The sequence below is a fragment of the Blastocatellia bacterium genome (assembly GCA_035275065.1).
In the GTDB taxonomy this organism is placed as follows: Bacteria; Acidobacteriota; Blastocatellia; order UBA7656; family UBA7656; genus DATENM01.
In genome coordinates this window covers 1-16,616 of the sequence record DATENM010000054.1, presented here as the reverse complement: position 1 = coordinate 16,616, position 16,616 = coordinate 1, and the positions used below count along the sequence as shown (strand labels likewise).

15 protein-coding genes are annotated in these 16,616 nt (G+C 48.9%); 6 read left to right on the top strand and 9 right to left on the bottom strand.

What is annotated here, in order from left to right; all coding sequences use genetic code 11:
* Positions 1–76: 76 nt before the first annotated feature.
* Together VJ464_11555 and VJ464_11550 are read right to left on the bottom strand one after the other, a co-directional pair.
* A complete protein-coding gene (locus VJ464_11555) occupies positions 77–508 on the bottom strand; it encodes a DUF2442 domain-containing protein (GenBank protein ID HKQ05761.1) in 432 nt (143 codons plus the stop codon).
* On the bottom strand, positions 501–821 hold the full coding sequence (locus VJ464_11550; GenBank protein HKQ05760.1) for a DUF4160 domain-containing protein: 321 nt from the start codon (positions 819–821) through the stop codon (positions 501–503). The genes VJ464_11555 and VJ464_11550 overlap by 8 nt, the downstream gene beginning before the upstream one ends.
* Positions 822–888: 67 nt before the next feature.
* Here VJ464_11550 and VJ464_11545 point away from each other — a divergent pair, with 67 nt between their 5' ends.
* Positions 889–1,098, top strand: coding sequence for a hypothetical protein (locus VJ464_11545; GenBank protein ID HKQ05759.1), 210 nt, complete (start codon positions 889–891; stop codon positions 1,096–1,098).
* Between the two features lie 319 nt (positions 1,099–1,417).
* Here VJ464_11545 and dndA read toward each other — a convergent pair whose 3' ends face one another.
* Positions 1,418–2,548 (bottom strand): cysteine desulfurase DndA, encoded by a 1,131-nt coding sequence (dndA, locus tag VJ464_11540; GenBank protein ID HKQ05758.1) that lies wholly within the window; start codon positions 2,546–2,548, stop codon positions 1,418–1,420.
* A gap of 352 nt (positions 2,549–2,900) precedes the next feature.
* Here dndA and dndC point away from each other — a divergent pair, with 352 nt between their 5' ends.
* The 4 genes from dndC to VJ464_11520 are packed head-to-tail and all read left to right on the top strand — an operon-like array spanning position 2,901 to position 8,292.
* Positions 2,901–4,436, top strand: coding sequence for a DNA phosphorothioation system sulfurtransferase DndC (gene dndC / locus VJ464_11535; protein ID HKQ05757.1), 1,536 nt, complete (start codon positions 2,901–2,903; stop codon positions 4,434–4,436).
* Positions 4,437–4,447: 11 nt separating this feature from the next.
* The gene (gene dndD, locus VJ464_11530; GenBank protein HKQ05756.1) at positions 4,448–6,424 is read left to right on the top strand and encodes a DNA sulfur modification protein DndD; all 1,977 of its coding nucleotides are present in this window, start codon (positions 4,448–4,450) and stop codon (positions 6,422–6,424) included.
* Between the two features lie 12 nt (positions 6,425–6,436).
* On the top strand, positions 6,437–6,829 hold the full coding sequence (gene dndE / locus VJ464_11525) for a DNA sulfur modification protein DndE (GenBank protein HKQ05755.1): 393 nt from the start codon (positions 6,437–6,439) through the stop codon (positions 6,827–6,829).
* On the top strand, positions 6,829–8,292 hold the full coding sequence (locus VJ464_11520; protein ID HKQ05754.1) for a DNA phosphorothioation-associated putative methyltransferase: 1,464 nt from the start codon (positions 6,829–6,831) through the stop codon (positions 8,290–8,292). Before dndE ends, VJ464_11520 begins: the two co-directional genes overlap by 1 nt.
* Here VJ464_11520 and VJ464_11515 read toward each other — a convergent pair.
* Genes VJ464_11515 through VJ464_11490 form a run of 6 tightly spaced genes read right to left on the bottom strand, consistent with a single transcriptional unit; the run spans position 8,277 to position 14,943 of the window.
* On the bottom strand, positions 8,277–9,524 hold the full coding sequence (locus VJ464_11515; protein ID HKQ05753.1) for a DGQHR domain-containing protein: 1,248 nt from the start codon (positions 9,522–9,524) through the stop codon (positions 8,277–8,279). The genes VJ464_11520 and VJ464_11515 overlap by 16 nt on opposite strands.
* 9 nt (positions 9,525–9,533) lie before the next feature.
* Complete coding sequence (locus VJ464_11510) at positions 9,534–10,340, bottom strand: HNH endonuclease (protein ID HKQ05752.1); 807 nt, start codon at positions 10,338–10,340, stop codon at positions 9,534–9,536.
* 22 nt (positions 10,341–10,362) lie between these two features.
* On the bottom strand, positions 10,363–10,773 hold the full coding sequence (locus VJ464_11505) for a hypothetical protein (GenBank protein ID HKQ05751.1): 411 nt from the start codon (positions 10,771–10,773) through the stop codon (positions 10,363–10,365).
* A 2-nt stretch (positions 10,774–10,775) separates the two neighbouring features.
* The gene (locus VJ464_11500; protein HKQ05750.1) at positions 10,776–12,713 is read right to left on the bottom strand and encodes an AAA family ATPase; all 1,938 of its coding nucleotides are present in this window, start codon (positions 12,711–12,713) and stop codon (positions 10,776–10,778) included.
* A complete protein-coding gene (locus VJ464_11495; GenBank protein HKQ05749.1) occupies positions 12,710–12,871 on the bottom strand; it encodes a hypothetical protein in 162 nt (53 codons plus the stop codon). The genes VJ464_11500 and VJ464_11495 overlap by 4 nt, the downstream gene beginning before the upstream one ends.
* Before the next feature lie 8 nt (positions 12,872–12,879).
* The gene (locus tag VJ464_11490; protein ID HKQ05748.1) at positions 12,880–14,943 is read right to left on the bottom strand and encodes a DEAD/DEAH box helicase family protein; all 2,064 of its coding nucleotides are present in this window, start codon (positions 14,941–14,943) and stop codon (positions 12,880–12,882) included.
* A 722-nt stretch (positions 14,944–15,665) separates the two neighbouring features.
* Between VJ464_11490 and VJ464_11485 the strand changes: the two genes are divergently transcribed.
* Positions 15,666–16,616 (top strand): tetratricopeptide repeat protein (locus tag VJ464_11485; GenBank protein HKQ05747.1); only part of this gene is annotated, 951 nt, incomplete at its 3' end.

The window sequence follows — 16,616 nt, the reverse complement described above, 5'->3', positions numbered from 1 at the left end:
CCATGAAAACCTCATCTGTGGTTCTCTGAGGCAAGTTTTTGCAGCATCTGAACACTCACAGGCCAATTCTGCGCGATTAACTAGATGTCGCTTGTGCCCTGGCTTTCTTCGGGCGTCCTCCTTTTCGGCCATTCGCGCGGGCCGTCGCCGCCTTCGCCTTTGACGTGACACGCCCGCCGCGCCGTCCTACTTCAGCCATCCAGCTTTTCGAGCCGAAGATGCCGAGCATCAGTGCCGGCAGACTGAAATCGGCGTCAAGCGTCGGCCAGCGCAGCCCAGACCCGGACAGAGTTACAACGACTTTAGCCAGGTCAGCAGCCGACGCCCCGGCCAGCCCTTGCGCCTTCTCAGGCGGGAACATAAAGCTCGCACCATTGCGAAGGTCAACCACAATGCGGTTTGTCTTGCGATCATAGCGCGCTGCCGCCGCGCGCGGTTCCGCCGCATCAGATTCTTTCGCCGCCCGGACAGCGCGCTTGAACTCAAGATCAAAGCTATCCTTAGCCATGAATTTCTCTCCACATCTCTATTAAGAAATCTTGCTGCTTGATGGTAATCTGCTTGGCTTTGCGAGCATCGGATTTCTTCATATTCCAACTCTCAACCACTGTGACAGGCAACAGATTAATCTTCACTTCATCGTCGCCTTTGAACACATGAACATGCATCGGCGTGTGATCGTTCGTGTAAATCACGAACTCGAATCCGTCCTGTCGCAATACTGTTGGCATCCAAAGGAATAATAAACCGAAGCGGTTGGGTTTATCAAGAGAAGCTTCGCAAACGCCAGGGAATCGGCACTTTGTTTGAGCTTGCAACACAAGGAAGCAGCTTAAGAGGAGCAACAGCCGGGTAGCTTCGCCATCCTCTGGGAGCGCCTCAGGGAATATGCTCGTAACTGATGAGTTGGAAAGCGGCCAGCGGGCGGCCTCGGTTGCGGTGGGAGATCACCGGGCCATCTCACGGGCAAGGTTTCTGGTGTTGCGCGAGAAGTACATTGCCGAGTGGCAGCCGCGCAATGTCTTAGAGAGCCAGATGATCGATGCCATCTATCGGGCGCAGACCATTCGGAAATATTTGGATGAGATTGGCGACTGAACGTGTCGCAAATGAGAGGCAAGACGCGCACAGGATAAGTGACAGTGTACGACGATAGGGTTCAGTATAAGTAGAGAGTAATTCAACCCTGAGTGCTGCTTGCCTACTAACATCAATAGCTTGTACAAGTCAGCACTTCAAAAATCCCTGAATGGAATCAAGTGATGTTATGGCAATGGTTCGGATACTTTTTAGTTGGATAGTCAAGAAGGGCTTTGAAATCAACAACTCAAGCTGATGTGGTGGGGTTCCACTTAATTTTACATTTCCAATTATTGGGGACTGGATCAGTACTGCGCCCATAATGATGAAGATCAACTCAATATAGTCGCTCAATGATCTTAGCCACTTCATTCCAGTCAGGGCCTTCTGTCAAATGACTCCAAGATAAACGTACAGCACTTTGAATGATTGAATCCGTAGCCCCCATTGCTTTAAGTACATGGCTAGGCTGATAGCTTTGCGAGGTGCAGGCAGAACCATTTGAAATCGCAATAATATTTTTGAGTGCTATCATCAGGGCTTCCGAATCTAGGTTCGGAAATGAGAGATTGAGTACATGAGGCAGAGTTCGCGTTGGATCTCCATTCATGACAGGATGAAGAGGCTTTAAAGCCTCCAAAACTATATTCCGATAAGTTTGACAAGCCTCCTTACGCTGATGAACTTCTTTCAATGCCAACTCAGCAGCCAAACCGAACCCCGCCACCAAAGGCACAGGAAGCGTTCCAGGTCGCAAACCACGCTCTTGCCCACCGCCAAAAAGCAACGGAGTTAAAGGCGGGCGATTGAATCCCCGACGACGAGCGACAAGAGCACCTACTCCTTTCGGGCCAAATATCTTGTGGCTGCTTATGCTGATAAAATCTATCCGAGGATTTTGTAAAGCAGCAATTTCTTTTCCGAAACCTTGCGCTGCATCTACGTGAAGAAAGACTGGATGATTAGTTAGTATTTCACACAAATCAGGTATCGGCTGAACCACCCCCGTTTCGTTATTGACGTGCATGACTGAGACGAGCAATGTGTCTTTGCGCAACGCATTGCGCACGGCTAATGGATCTACCCATCCGCCGCGGGTAGGTGAGACAAGAGTTATTTCGAATCCCTGTTGAGCAAGAGCATCTAGAGGCTCTAATACAGCCTTATGCTCAATCATCGTGCTGATGATATGCTTCCTATCAGCACTCTTTCCGTACGGGACAAGGCCAAGTATGGCCAAGTTGTTGCTTTCAGTAGCCCCGCTTGTGAAGATAACTTCATCGCGTTCAGCCTTAACGACACCTGCAATCTGATCTCGAGCATGTTGCACCGCTTGGTTTGCCCGTGCTCCATATTCATGGGTGCGACTCCCTGCATTGCCGAATTCTTCTGTTAAATAACGTAGTACTTCTTCTCGGACTCTTGAGTCTAGCGGAGTGGTGGCATTGCAATCTAAATAGACAGTCATAACTTCCCCTTACGTGGACGTTTGGTGCCCCGTTCAAAACGTTATTGGAATTCGCCCTCCGGGAGTTGACGCATCAGCTAGAGCAAGATTAAATTATACGTTCCCAGAGGTGTAACTATATAATGGGCATATAGGCAGGTCAAAGCACTATATATAGGGTGTGAGTTGGCACTAACGGGAACACATATAAGCCCCTCACTAGCTAAGCGGAAATTTCTTTGAAAATGTTCTTGGATTAAGGATATGAATAGGTATCTCCCTTCAATCACTCTTTCAGGCAATCTGAGAGTTTGCTGATGGAGAATAAATAGTATAGCGCGATTAGATGGTCGAAGGCTGATAAGGAAAATATATGGCTCAACATAAAGAGGAAAAAGCGAAGTCCGCATTCGATCAACACGGCTTCAAAAAGACGGTGTCCCTATTATTGGAAGAAATAAAGACTCTCTACCTTGCAGACAATATTCCTTGGGTTGTAGGGTATAGTGGCGGAAAAGACTCTTCTGCCACCCTCCAATTAGTTTGGCTTGCTCTATCTGATTTGAGTCGAAAAAAGAGATCAAAGTCGGTTCATGTTATCAGCACGGACACGCTTGTTGAAAACCCTATAGTAGCGGCTTGGGTATCTCAATCACTTGAAACCATGAATCGTGCTGCGAGCAAACAGGGCCTTCCAATCTACCCTCACCGACTAACACCAGAAATTAGAGACACATTTTTCGTGAATCTTATAGGGCGTGGCTATCCAGCTCCTCGTCCAAAATTTAGGTGGTGTACGGAAAGATTAAAAATCGCCCCATCAAACGCCTTTATCAAAAATGTTGTGCGCGAAAATGGGGAAGTCATTCTTATACTTGGAACTCGAAAGGCCGAAAGTGCCGCTAGATCTCTCCTCATGACGAGGCTAGAACGTCAGCGTGTTCGTGAACGTCTTAGTCCTAATATAGCTCTTCCTAACAGCCTTGTGTTTAGCCCTATTGAAGATTGGTCCAACGACGACGTATGGCTTTTTCTTATGCAGATTGCGAATCCTTGGGGGTATAACAACAAGGATTTATTGACTATGTACCAAGGCGCATCTTCGGATGGCGAATGTCCTCTTGTCGTGGATACAACCACACCAAGCTGCGGCGACAGCCGCTTCGGGTGCTGGGTCTGTACTCTTGTCGATCAGGATCGGTCAATGCACGCAATGATTCAGAACGATGCAGAGAAAGAGTGGATGCTCCCCCTCCTTGAGCTACGAAATGCGCTCGACACTCAGGATGACCGCCATCTGCGCGATTTTCGCAGAATGAGCGGTCTTGTCCAGCTTTATTATGACCGCCCCATTCCTGGTCCCTACACTCAATCTACGCGGGAAATGTGGCTTCGAAGAGTGCTTGAAGCGCAAAATTTTGTTCGCAAGAACGGGCCGCCTAGTGTCAGAGATATTGAGTTGATCACACTTGATGAATTGAGTGAGATTCGGCGAATCTGGGTGGTCGAAAAGCACGAAATAGAAGACAGCCTGCCACGTATTTATGAGGACATTGTTGGACAACCATTCTCTGGCAAACCGATAAGTGATAACTCAGCTTTCGGGGTTGATGAAATGTCTCTGCTTCGAGAAACCTGTGGCGAAGACCATTTGCATTTCGAATTGATCCGCGAGTTACTCGATGTAGAAGGACGCTATCGCACTATGGCAAGACGTGCAGGGTTGTACGATGCCATAGAACAGGCGTTTCAACGAAACTTTTATAGCGGGGAAGAAGATGCTATTGAGCGTGCCCGCCGCCGCCATCAGGCAATGGTAACCGCTAAGGAGGGAAAGTATGAGCAATTGTCTTTCCTCCACATCAGCAACACAGAAGACTCTTCTACCTCAGCAACCAACTCTGATTAGAAAGGCCATTCATGATCTTCGATGAGATCGTTCTTCATAACTTCGGAGTTTATGGTGAGCGCCAGTCCTTATGTTTATCTCCTCCGTCTCCTAGCACACCAATAGTGCTTCTAGGAGGACTTAATGGGGCTGGAAAAACAACTTTTCTAGATGCTTTACAACTTGCGCTCTATGGGAAACTCGCGCGCTGCTCAAACAGGGGAGTTCTCGCTTATGATGAATATCTGCGCCGTTGCATACATCGCGCAACAGACCCATCTGAAGGTGCATCGTTAGAAGTTCAGTTTCGTCATAATTCCGACGGTGAAGAACACGTATACCGCATCCATCGTTCCTGGTCGGTGAATGGAAATGGAGTCAAGGAACGCATGGAGGTTCTGCGCGATGGAACGGTGGACCGAGTTCTTGCAGGGTCATGGAATGAGCAGGTAGAAGCGTTTATGCCTCTGCGCATCTCTCATCTTTTCTTTTTTGACGGAGAGAAGATTGAAAGTTTAGCGGATTTTGAAAACTCTGCTCAGTTGTTATCAACGGCTATTCGCTCCCTACTTGGGCTGGATATTGTAGAACGCCTGACGACGGATCTGATTGTTTTTGAAAGACGGAAACAAATTTCCCTAAAAACAGATGTAGACCGTCGGCAGATTGAAGATGCACAAGCGGCAGTAAACAGATTGGAAAAGCATCTTGAAGAGCTTGTAAGACAACAAAACGAATTGGGTGTTGAACTTGAATATCGGGAAAAGCGATTGCATGAGATTGAGAATGAGTTTCGCCTTCAAGGAGGCGAACTATTCGAACAGCAGACCTCGTTAGAAGCCCAACGAGCGGAGATTGAAAGCAATTTACGAGAAGTTGAAGAGCAGTTGAGGGAAACCGCGTCTGGTCCTGCCCCCCTTTTAATGGTTGTAGAGTATCTCGAACGGATAAATCAGCAATGTTATAAGGAGCATGAGATCATCCAGTCAGAGATTTTCAGTCAGACTCTTGCTGAACGAGACGCCCAGCTTCTGGAAAACATTAAACAGCATGGCGCGGACAAAGGAATCATAAACGCCGCAAAGAGATTTTTAGTTAAGGATCGTAGTCGTCGCGTTGCGACCAAAGAAGGCGGATGCTACCTGAATTTGAGTGTTGAGGATATAGAAAGTTTGCGATTGCTTCAGACAAAGGTACTCCCTGATATTCAAATCCATGTGGATGAATTGCTTCAACAAGCAGAGGGGTTGCAAGCCGCTTTGATTGATCTGGATCGCAAGCTTGCTAGCATTCCCGCAGAAGATACTGTCGCCCACTTGATTGAGTCGCGTGAAAAAGCGCGAGCCGCAATTGATGAATCTCGCAGGCGGCTGGAGATTTTTGGGCTAGAAATTGAGCGTGTCAAAAGAGAACGGGATCAAAAGAACGCCAGCCTGATTGCTCAGATTGAAAAAGCCGTAGAACAAGATTTTGAGCAAGAAGACATTTCGCAAAAGCTCTTGCATTCGCGGAAGGCTCGGCAGACATTGGCGAAGTTTCGTGATACGGTAGTAAAACATCACGTGACCCGGATCGAACGCCTTGTGATGGGTAGCCTGCGGCATTTGCTTCATAAGGAGTCGCTGGTATCAGATTTGAGAATAGACCCAGAACATTTTTCCATCGAATTGCGAGGAGCAGATGGCCGTGTTTTGTCGCCGGATAGACTATCGGCTGGTGAGAGGCAACTATTAGCCATATCGATTTTATGGGGTCTTGCTCGCGCTGCTGATCGGCAGTTGCCCGCCATCATTGATACGCCGCTCGGACGCCTTGATGCTTCTCACCGCGAGCGCCTTGTTGAGCGATACTTCCCGCACGCAAGCCATCAAGTGCTGTTGTTGTCAACTGATAAAGAAATTAACAACCAGTACTATGAGAAGCTGAAGCCCTGGATAGGTCGCTCCTACAGTTTGGAGTTTGATGATTCTATCGGGGCAACACGCATTCAGCCTGGCTATTTTATGTAAAGGTGGTTTGCCATGCCAATTGATAATATATACCTTTCGCAGCAGGCCAAAGATCAACTCATCAAATTGAAGCGCTCGACTAAGATTCAGCATTGGAATGTGCTGTGCCGCTGGGCGTTTTGTCTGTCGCTAGCGGAACCAGGCATCCCCCCATCAGCAAGGATTCCTTCAGATAGCTCGGTAGAGATGTCTTGGAAGGTCTTTGGTGGCCAGTACTCTGAAATCTATTTGGCTCTTCTTAAGGAGAGGTGTCGACTTGATGGGCTAGGCACTGCGGATGAAGTATTGACCGCGCAGTTTCGGCTCCACCTGCACCGTGGAATTGGGTATCTGGCTGCGGATCGACGCATAAAAAGTATTTCGGATTTCTCAAGACGAGTCTCCATCAATGCTGCTTCAAAGTAATGTCCTCAACGCCGATAGCAAGACACCGCACAGCTCTCCGTCGTCCTGAGCTATCTCGTCCCCTTCGGCTGTCCATTGAAAACGGATTGATCAATCAGGACACCAACGTTTTTGACTATGGCTGCGGACAAGGTGACGATCTTCGGCACCTCCGTAGCCAGGGAATCGCTTGCGCAGGATGGGATCCGGTTTACCGCCCAGAAACTCAGCGTGATTTAGCTGACATTGTCAATCTCGGCTACGTGATCAATGTTATTGAAAATCCCATGGAGAGGACTTCTGTCCTTCGGGAAGCCTGGAGCTTGACTAAAAAACTGCTAGTAATATCTGCACGGCTTACTGTAGAGGCGAAAGAAACGAACCAGATTCGTTATGAAGATGGCTGGTTAACGCGAACTGGAACTTTTCAGAGATACTACGAACAACACGAACTCCGAGATTGGATTGATAGTGTGCTTGACGTATCGAGCCTGCCTGCCGCGCCGGGGATATTTTATGTCTTCCGCGATGACGAATTGCGACAGTCTTTCGTCGCTTCGCGCTACAGGCGACGCACCGCCGCGCCGCGCCAGAAACGTAGCGATATTCTCTTTGAGCAATACAAGACATTGCTTGAACCGCTAATGGAGTTCGTAGCTTCACGCGGTCGTCTACCGGATGATTCGGAGTTAAATGTGGTCCCACTCATTCGCAACGAATTGCGAAGCTTGAACCGTGCCTTTGACGTTATTCGTCGGGTAACTGGGGCTGAACAGTGGAAGCGAATTCGCGAAGATCGGACTCAGGATTTGCTCATTTATCTGGCGCTGGCTCGGTTCGGCGGGCGTCCTCGATTCTCGCAACTTTCGTGTAGCCTTCAACTCGATGTTCGCGCGTTTTTTTCGACATATAATCGCGCTTGTGTTAAGGCTGACGAATTACTTTTTGCTGCTGGCAACAGAGAACTTCTTGACGAAGCCTACAGAAGCGGGAGCGTTGGAAAGCTGACCCCTAGCGCGCTTTACGTTCACATCACTGCACTTGCTCATCTGCCGCCGGTACTGCGTGTCTATGAGGGCTGTGCTCGCGCTTACATCGGCGCTGTTGAAGGTGCGAACATAATCAAGCTCCACCGCAACACGCCACAGGTTTCTTATTTGTCTTACCCCAAATTTGAACGAGACCCACATCCAGCATTGGCGGCCTCGCTCGTCGTTCACCTGCAAACTTTTCGTGTACAGTACCGAGAGTACACGCATTCAAAGAACCCGCCAATTCTACACCGCAAAGAAGAATTCATCCCAACCGATCACTCGCTGCGTGAAAAATTCGCACGGCTAACGCTGCAAGAAGAGCGATGGCATCTATACGACAAACCCGAATTGATAGGTACAAGGGAAGGCTGGCAAGGAGTACTAGATGAACATGGCGTGCGTCTCTCTGGCTACAGGCTAAAACGCAAGTTTCCTCAAGAAACCTCTTGAGAAGCATCTTCTGTAGCATCTTCCGTAAGTTTCAAATCTTCATTCCACTGTCTCTTCAATTTGGTATTCTCCATAAGGGTTTCCAGGTCTTCTTTAATCATTCTTCTAACATTGGCATTGTCTTGAATTTTTATCTCTTTCTTCCATTTCGCTTCCCAGAACTCTTTAGGGATTGAACTGAAAACATTTGAAACAATATTTTCGACTTCCTTAGACTCAAATATATTCTTCAAGAATCCCATCTCATGTGCGATTTTCAATCGATCAGCAATGAATTCATTTAAGGCATTGATGTTTACTTTGGTCATAAACTTGTTCGTTTCGCCCTCAAGTTTCTCTTTGCCCCAAAGTTCTGGGTAGCTTGCTTTCACAGCCCTCCAAATAGCACAGAAGATTTCAATTAACGAATCCTCATCATCTTCCAAGTATCTGGCAAAAAGTGCTCTTATATGGCTTGTAGCCTGTTCAATAGTAGTGAGTTCAACTAGGTGTATTCCTTCTCTGTTATAGCTCCATTTCAGTAACTTCTGAAAAGGACTTGTAGGTAAGTCATTAATTGTTATGAGTAACGGAGTCTGATCTCCATATTTTACTCCTGAATTCAGCAGACGTTTCCGAAGCTCATCTTCAACATCTTGGCTTAAATCAGCGATTATAGCTTTCGCATTATCTGCCTGGACTCTTACGGCTTTGCTATTAATTACGATGAACTGGAACGCCTGCTCTTGAAGCGGAGCATCAATCAAACTGACAACAAGCAAGGGCAAATCCTCTTCATTATAAGCCGATATTCCATAAAGTCGGTGTTGTCCATCCACTATAAGCGCAGGTCTTAAATGCTCCTCTTCGTCAGGATTGAATGAAAACTCAAGGAATCCCCAGTCAAGTTGGCCTTTGCATTTATTCAGAATATCTTTCTTAGGAATGCATTTGTGCATTTTGTTTGTCAAAGAACCAAATCGTGTTTTGGTTGGCTCAAACGCTAGAAGGATATTATTGGGAATGGTATTCATTGGATTTGACGCCAGGAACCGTGTAATCGCCTTTTTTCTGGACGGTCTTAGTATTCGTTGAATTCCTTCCGGGAATTCGGCTGAACGCTTAATGCCAGTCCATTGCTTAATATCTTTTGCTCGAGCAAAGAAAACGAAGAAAGACACAGTATCAGTATCCACTCGTTGCTTGACTCGAAAGCCAAAGAAACATCTCTTCTCTGAGGCACTCTTTTTCATTATTCCCTTCTATTCAGGCAGATGCCTGCTGCAATATGCATCGATGTTCAGGAAATGCCAGCTGTCTCTTGGATTGCGGCGACCAAAGTTTAGCTTGCCCATGTACACAGCATCCTTAGCACAAACAGTACATTTATATCCATTCTTTGCCCATATAGCCACTTCATAAACTCTGCTCATATCAGCGGAAAAACTTTCATCTTCCTTGTCGGATATTAGGCACATCTCCTCATAATGATAGTCACTCGCATCAACATAGCTTGCTTTGCTTTCGTTGCAATTCTTGCATGCCAGCTTGAGATTATAATCTTTATCTGCCCCACCTATTGATTGAGGCCATAAATGTTCTACTGTTGCAGAATCGTATGGCTGATCTTCGTCCCTATTAAGTACGATGCCGCAAATGTAGCAATTCCTTCTTTGTGCTCGGATGCGTCTTATTGTTTTTCTGGTCAATTCTTTTTCGCTCATCCTGACGCATTCTCGTAATAGCACGAGAATAAGTTCTATCTTATCACCTGGAATATGCAACTCATTCTCAAGAAACCTTCTTAGAGTGTAAATAAAATCCCTATCAGAAGCCCCTTCTTTTTCAGATTTTCTTTTCAAATACCTGGCTGTAGTTATAAGCCTTCGCGTCATATAGTTGATAGTGCTGTTATACATTATTTCAACAAGCTCTCCATCAGCACGTAAGGCATAGTCTATTCTTGCTGCGAAAGAAGAATCGTTACCGTCATCCATTGGAAACATTCTTTTAAGCAAAACGTGCAGTTGTTGTCCTGGGCTAACGTCTTCTTCAAAGCTGGTAGTCATCAGATCAACTCCTTGCTCCTCATTACGAGTTAAGAAGTTCAACCAAATTCCACAAAGGTCGCCCGTGCTGGTCAAGCAAGCCCGCCTTTAGAGCGCGAATGCCGGCGTGAGCATACTCTTCAGCTATCGTCAGAATCTCGTCAAACCGTGACAATACCTGTACATCACCTGTCTCGGCAATCGCAATCGTTTTCAGCAGGATAAAGTCATTTTCTGTGAAAACTTCTCTGCGAATCGTATGCTTTTTCCCCGCAGAGAGTTTCTTTCGATCTCCTGCGGCATATCCCAGGCAGGCTGCAAACATAAACACGTCTTTATATGTGTCAAAAGGTGATTCCTCTATGATCGGATTCTCCGTCAACGATTTGTAGTTCTGTATCACTGACTCATCAATGTTGACACGATCACTCCGCGAAGTTTCTGTTTCAGGCATACTCATTCCTCTTCGATGGTTGTACAACTCGTCTTGCGATCAAACACCAAGCGGTACTCAGCACCGATGCGTGCTTCAAGATTCTTGCGGGCCTGGTCGCGCAGCTCTTCGTCAGTCACGAATAATACCAACTGGTCTGCCAGTTCCGGCAAGTGCTTGGTGATACTATTTCGATGATGCGACGACAAGCGCCCGAACGGCGTGTCCATTACGAGCGGTGCTTCTTCTTCCGATACGCGCGACATCGCCGTGATGAATGACAGGCTCAACACTTGGCGCTCGCCTGCTGATAAATCAGGGCGGGCGGGCAGGCCGTAGCGGTCGATAACTTCGAGGTTATAATCTTCGCCCAACCGCACGTCACAAAAGTGGCTATCTTTCCAGACCAGCAGTTTGAATATCTCTTTCGTCTTCGCTTCGATGCGCCGGCGCATATCGCCCGCAAACGTTTCGTATACTTCGCCAATGGCGTCCGCTGCGCTCTGCGCAAGCTCGGCTTTGCGCGTTAATACCCGCTCGGCGCTCTTCACTTTTTTCGCGGCCTGTATCTGTTTCTTTAACTCGTCCAGTTGTCCGCTTAACGATTCAAGCTGCGCATCAAGGCTGCCCTGTCCGCTCTTGTTGCTTTCGATATCGGCGCGAAAGTCCTCACGCTGTTTTTCCAGGCGGCTGATTTCTTCCTGTGGCGAGCCTTTCAGCTTATTACCTACATCTGTGATTTCTTCATCAAGACGGTTGATAATGTCGACCAGTTCCACACGCCGACGCATCGCATTGTTCAAATCACCCCGCAGCCTTTCGCCGCGCTCAGCAAACGATTTGAGCGCGGCGGCGGCGTTCAGCACTTCGTCTTCAAGTGAGCCGGACAGGCTTGAATTCATCAGTGCGAGCAACCGCTTGTATTCTGCGCCGCCCGCTTTGAAATCGCGCCCGCAGATGCAGCGCATCCGCTCAATCAAATCCTGCACGAATTGCCGGCGGATATTGCTTGGAATCTCGCCGCGCTCGCGTTTCTCGTCCAATATCGCAAGCGCTTGGTCGATGGCCGGTTGCGCGATGATAATGAATCCGCTTGCCGCAAGATTCCTGATTTGTCCGACCAATTGGTCTAACTCGTCTTCGCGTTCTTTCAATTCGCGCTCAAGCGTCGCTCGCTGTTGCTGCAACCCTTGCGCGCTCTGCATCTCGCTGAGTCGCTGATCTATGTCGCTGATTTTGCGGCGGGCCGATTCGATTTCGCGTTCCAGTTCTTCTTTGCGCGCGACGGCCTTGTCTCTTGCTGCGAGCGCCTTCTCCTCCTGCTCGACTAACTCTTTGAGTTCGCCGGTCGAGATGCGTTTCAACTCGCGACGATATTCAGCGGCGGCTTCTTCGAGGTGGCGGCGGCCTCGCGTCAGCACTTCGAGCTTGAGTACATTGTAGATGGCATAACGCACTTCGTTACTTGCCTCCGACTTGGCGAAATTGTCTATCTTCTCGCTGTCGAACAGAAAATAAGTTCGCACATTGCTCGGCAGGATAGAATTCATTCGGCTGATGGGATTGCCTGCACGCCGGGCCTGTCCGTCTCTACGCGTTTGCATCATCGTGAAATCATCTTCGCCGACGATGGAGACCGAGCCATCCGCCCGCTTCTCGCCCGCTAACCGGCGAGTGACGACGTAGCGTTCGCCATCGTGCTGGAAAGCCACTTCGACGATTAGTCGCACAATTTCTCCCACTTGTGCGTGGCTGATGGCTTCTTTACTCATCAACTCGGCGACGTTGGATATACCTTCGCCATAAAGGCACCAGTTGATGGCTAAAAATAGCGAAGACTTGCCCGCGCCGTTGATGCCGTGAATGATCGTCACATTGCGCTTGCGGTCTTTGGCAAACGCAAGCCGCTGGCGGATATGGTACTGGCGAAAGTTTTCCAGCGTGATGCGTTCGAGCTTCATTTCTTCACCGCTTGGTCGATGATCTCTTTAATCGGTTCTTTTACGCGAAACCGTTCCAGGCTGATGTGTTCCTGTTCAAACGTGAGGACTTCGGCGATGACCTGCTGCACATCTTTTTCATAATTCTTGAACAACTCCATCACGCGGTCTTTGAGCATCCTTCCTCCTAAAAGTCCATCAGCCCGTAACGGCTGGCGATATTCCAGACGACATCGAGCGCCTGATGCTTGTTGAGAGCGGGCGCGGCGAATTCCTTGAACCGCCCTAGTTCGCGGCGAATGATGCTACGTTCGGCCTGGCAGGTCGGCGAGCCTGCTGATGCTGTCCAAGCTGTTGGCGGCACAGCAATCAAATCATGAATAACAGAAAACTCTTTGTCTGGCGATTTGCGCAGGATGCGCCCGCGACGCTGAATGAATTCGCGAGGGTTGCTACTGCTTGCCAGAATGAATGCCGTGCGCGTGCTCGGCACGTCAACGCCTTCGTCGAGGCATTTCATCGCCACCAGCGCCTGCAATCGCTCACTCGCAAAATCTGCGAGCAACTCCTGGCGCTCGTCACTGCTCTCTTCGGCGGTGAAGCGATGCACGAGCAATCCCTTATCCCATCCCAGCAAGCTCATCACGTCATCGACCTGTCCCGGCGCGCAATAAAACAGCGTATGCGTGATGTTATCCTCCGCATCTACAAGTTGCGACAGCGCTTCGAGTTTGTTGGCTGCCTTGTTCAGCAGTTCGGCGCGGCGAATCAGCAGTAACTTGAACACTCGCTGGCCTTCATCGTCCTCGCGGTTCATCAAGCGAGCAATCTTTGCTGATAAATCTTCGTAGCTCTCCAATTCGTCATCAGTGAGCGAGACGAGATGCGGATGGTAGTAGTAAGGCGTTAAGCTGACTCCGATGGCGCGTTCGAGCGGAAACGAAAAGACCGTTTCACCGAAGTAATCGCGTAGTGCAGCAGTTCCCACGTCATCGAACCAGCGGTCAGGCGTCGCTGATAGCGCCAGGCGGAACGGAATTTGTTTTGGATAACTATCTCGGCTGCGTTCCGCGCCGAGATGGTGCGCTTCGTCAGCAATCACCAGCGACGGACCCATTAGCCGCGCAACGCTCTTCTGAAATTCCGTGCTGATAAACGTTGTGTGCGTTGTGATGACGGAAATGAACTGTCGATGCCCAGCGCTATATTCTGCGATTTGCTCATTCAATTCATTAAGCCATCGCGCCTTGCTTTGATAAGCGAGCAAGGGGCGATAACCGAAGCGTTCGGCCTCTTCACTCCACTGATCGACCAGATGCTGATACGGCGCGGCGATGATGACTGCGAGGCGCTTCTCGCGTTCAAATAATCGCGCCGATGCCGCGAGCGCGGTAATGGTCTTGCCCGTGCCGGTCGCCATTTCAAGCAGGCCCTGGCAATCATGATTGAACCATTCTTGAATCGCTTCTAGTTGATAGTTGTGTAATGTGATCCTTTCAGGCAGGAATGGTCGTGGAGGGCGATAAGTGAATGTGAGTGAAGGTGGCTTCAGCCAGGTAGGTTCAGGATAAGGCCGGTCGCCGGTGCGCAGTGTAAGTATTTGTTCGTGCGCTGCATCAGGCAGGTCATAGACGCGGACGTTAGCGTCCTTATTATGCCAAAGCCGTTCAAACCGCGTGGCATCAGTGGCAACGAGCGGCGCGAAGGCCGCCTGCCACGAGCAAAATACCTTGATGGATTCATAATTGCGCAGCCCTTGAATGCTATCGTTGTACGAACCACTGAAGCTGATCTGATTGCCCTTCACATCGGTGAAGATACCAAATTTGTCGTGAAACGCACCGCCCTCCAGTTTGTTGTATGGCACGGCTAGCTTGAAAGTAATCACTTTGTCGGCAATCATCCATGCCAGCGCTGATAACGTGTCTCGCTCAATCGCTTCGGCAAGATCATTGATGTTGTGACTCAAGGCGCGGCGTAATGCTTCGTTACGGCATGCATCATCGCCGGTTTGCATCGCTTTCCAGTCGGCTTCATCAAGAATGGGACTCGTCACCCAACGTGCGCGCCCCTTGTTGGCTGCAAAAGGAATCATCCCTTCGGCTGCCGCGCGCAACCATCCAGAACTGAAAAAGGCGACACCTCGGTCGTAGCGCGATGCCCTGGCTAATGCAGGTGTAAAAAAATCTTTGATCAAGTCTGCTGACGAAGTATCCAGTACAATGGGCCAGCTAACATCAGAAAGCAACATGAATCTCCTAAAACAGCCTACAGAGCGGAGACAAATCCTTTGAAATAATAGGACTATAAGAACCGAAAGGATTAATACTGCCGGGAAATTCTACAATAGCAACCATAAAGGGTAAAGTCTTACCGATTGAGTCATTCAGTAATACTTACGCGAAAAAGGCTGCGCCGGCGGCGAGGGACGCAGCGAATGCACGCCAAGTGATCGTCGGCATTGGCAGTATGGAAGCGTTCATAATAGAGGAAAGCAGAAACCAGAGCGGCGAAACAAGTACGGCCACCGAGCCACCATATTGGGTGAACAAGAAAGGCTTGGCATAAATAATCGCTCTTGCACAAGAAAGCCGTGACTTGCACAAAAAATTAGCCCACCTAGTATATCACAAGCCCCGCACCCTGCCCGCCTCAGAATCCCGTCTCTGTAACTTCTAGTTTGCGTTTTCTGTGCTTTCGGCTACAATGCGACAGACAAATACTTAGTTGCCACGAGAGCAACCGCAGTGTCAGGTTTTTCTTGACTGTTAGGCTTTCAGTCTAAGCCACAACAGCAGCGCGACTAAAACGATTCCCCATGCCGCTGTACCGTCACCGGGAGCTTCCGTTGATGTCGAAAGCAGATTGCCACATTCGCCAGGATAATCCGGCAGACACCCCGCCGTACCGCAGGCACAAGCCTCGTTCCCCGGAAACGTATGCCCTGCGAAAGCCGGAAAGGACAGAGCAAAAATGAGAAGACAAACAGCCACAAGTTTCTTCATAGCTTCTCCTTCTGAAGCAAAATCGGCTGAATTGTATCAGGTATTACTGCGCGGCATTGAAAACTATCAGCAGCTAGGTAATCGGCTTATTCAATTTGCGGAACAGGCTTATGCGTTCCGGCAATTCGATAAAATTAAAGAGATGGGATTGATGTTATCGAACCTGCCCATCAAGAAATATCAAGCGATAGGGCACTACTTTTTAGCGGTCGCTACGAACAGCAAAGGCAACGGCGATCAGGATGAAGCCAGGAAATTATTTGAACTGACAGTGGATAAGGCCCCTGACGCTTACAAGGTGAAGGGCATTCTTTCATTGGGCGCATTGTCGTATAACAGAGGGGATTTTGATTCGGCTTTTTATTACCTTCAAGAAGCGCTTGAAACCGGAAAATTGAATTTAGCTGGGATACAAGCTATTAGAGGCCTCGCTGTTCTGAAAGCGATAGAAGGTAATCACAGGCAGGCAATAAAAGACTTGGAAAGCATCTTACCCGTTATCAAGCATGCGCCAGCACACATCTACTTCGATCTGCTCAACAGCTATGCCGTTGAGCTTGGTGAAGTGGGCCGCAAAGACGAAGCAAGAAACATTATGCGCGTAGTCCTTGCCTCGCCATTCACTCATGCTTATCCTGAATGGCGCGAAACCGCTGAGGACTTGAGGCCAGCGCGCCGCTCAGTCGTCGCTGTCGGCTCGCCTAATTACAATGTGCTGGCCATGCCGGAGCGCGAGCTGAGTCAGCCACCCACACCACAGCCGAAGCCGGCGCGAGTTTTAGACCTTGCCAGGTGGAAAAAGAAGATGGCCAAGAAAGCCAAAGACAAACAGACGGAGCAACTTCTTGAAGACATGAGCTTGCAAGATATGGGCTTCAAGTTGCTCGGACTCATCAGCGACAACCGCATGGACGAAGAC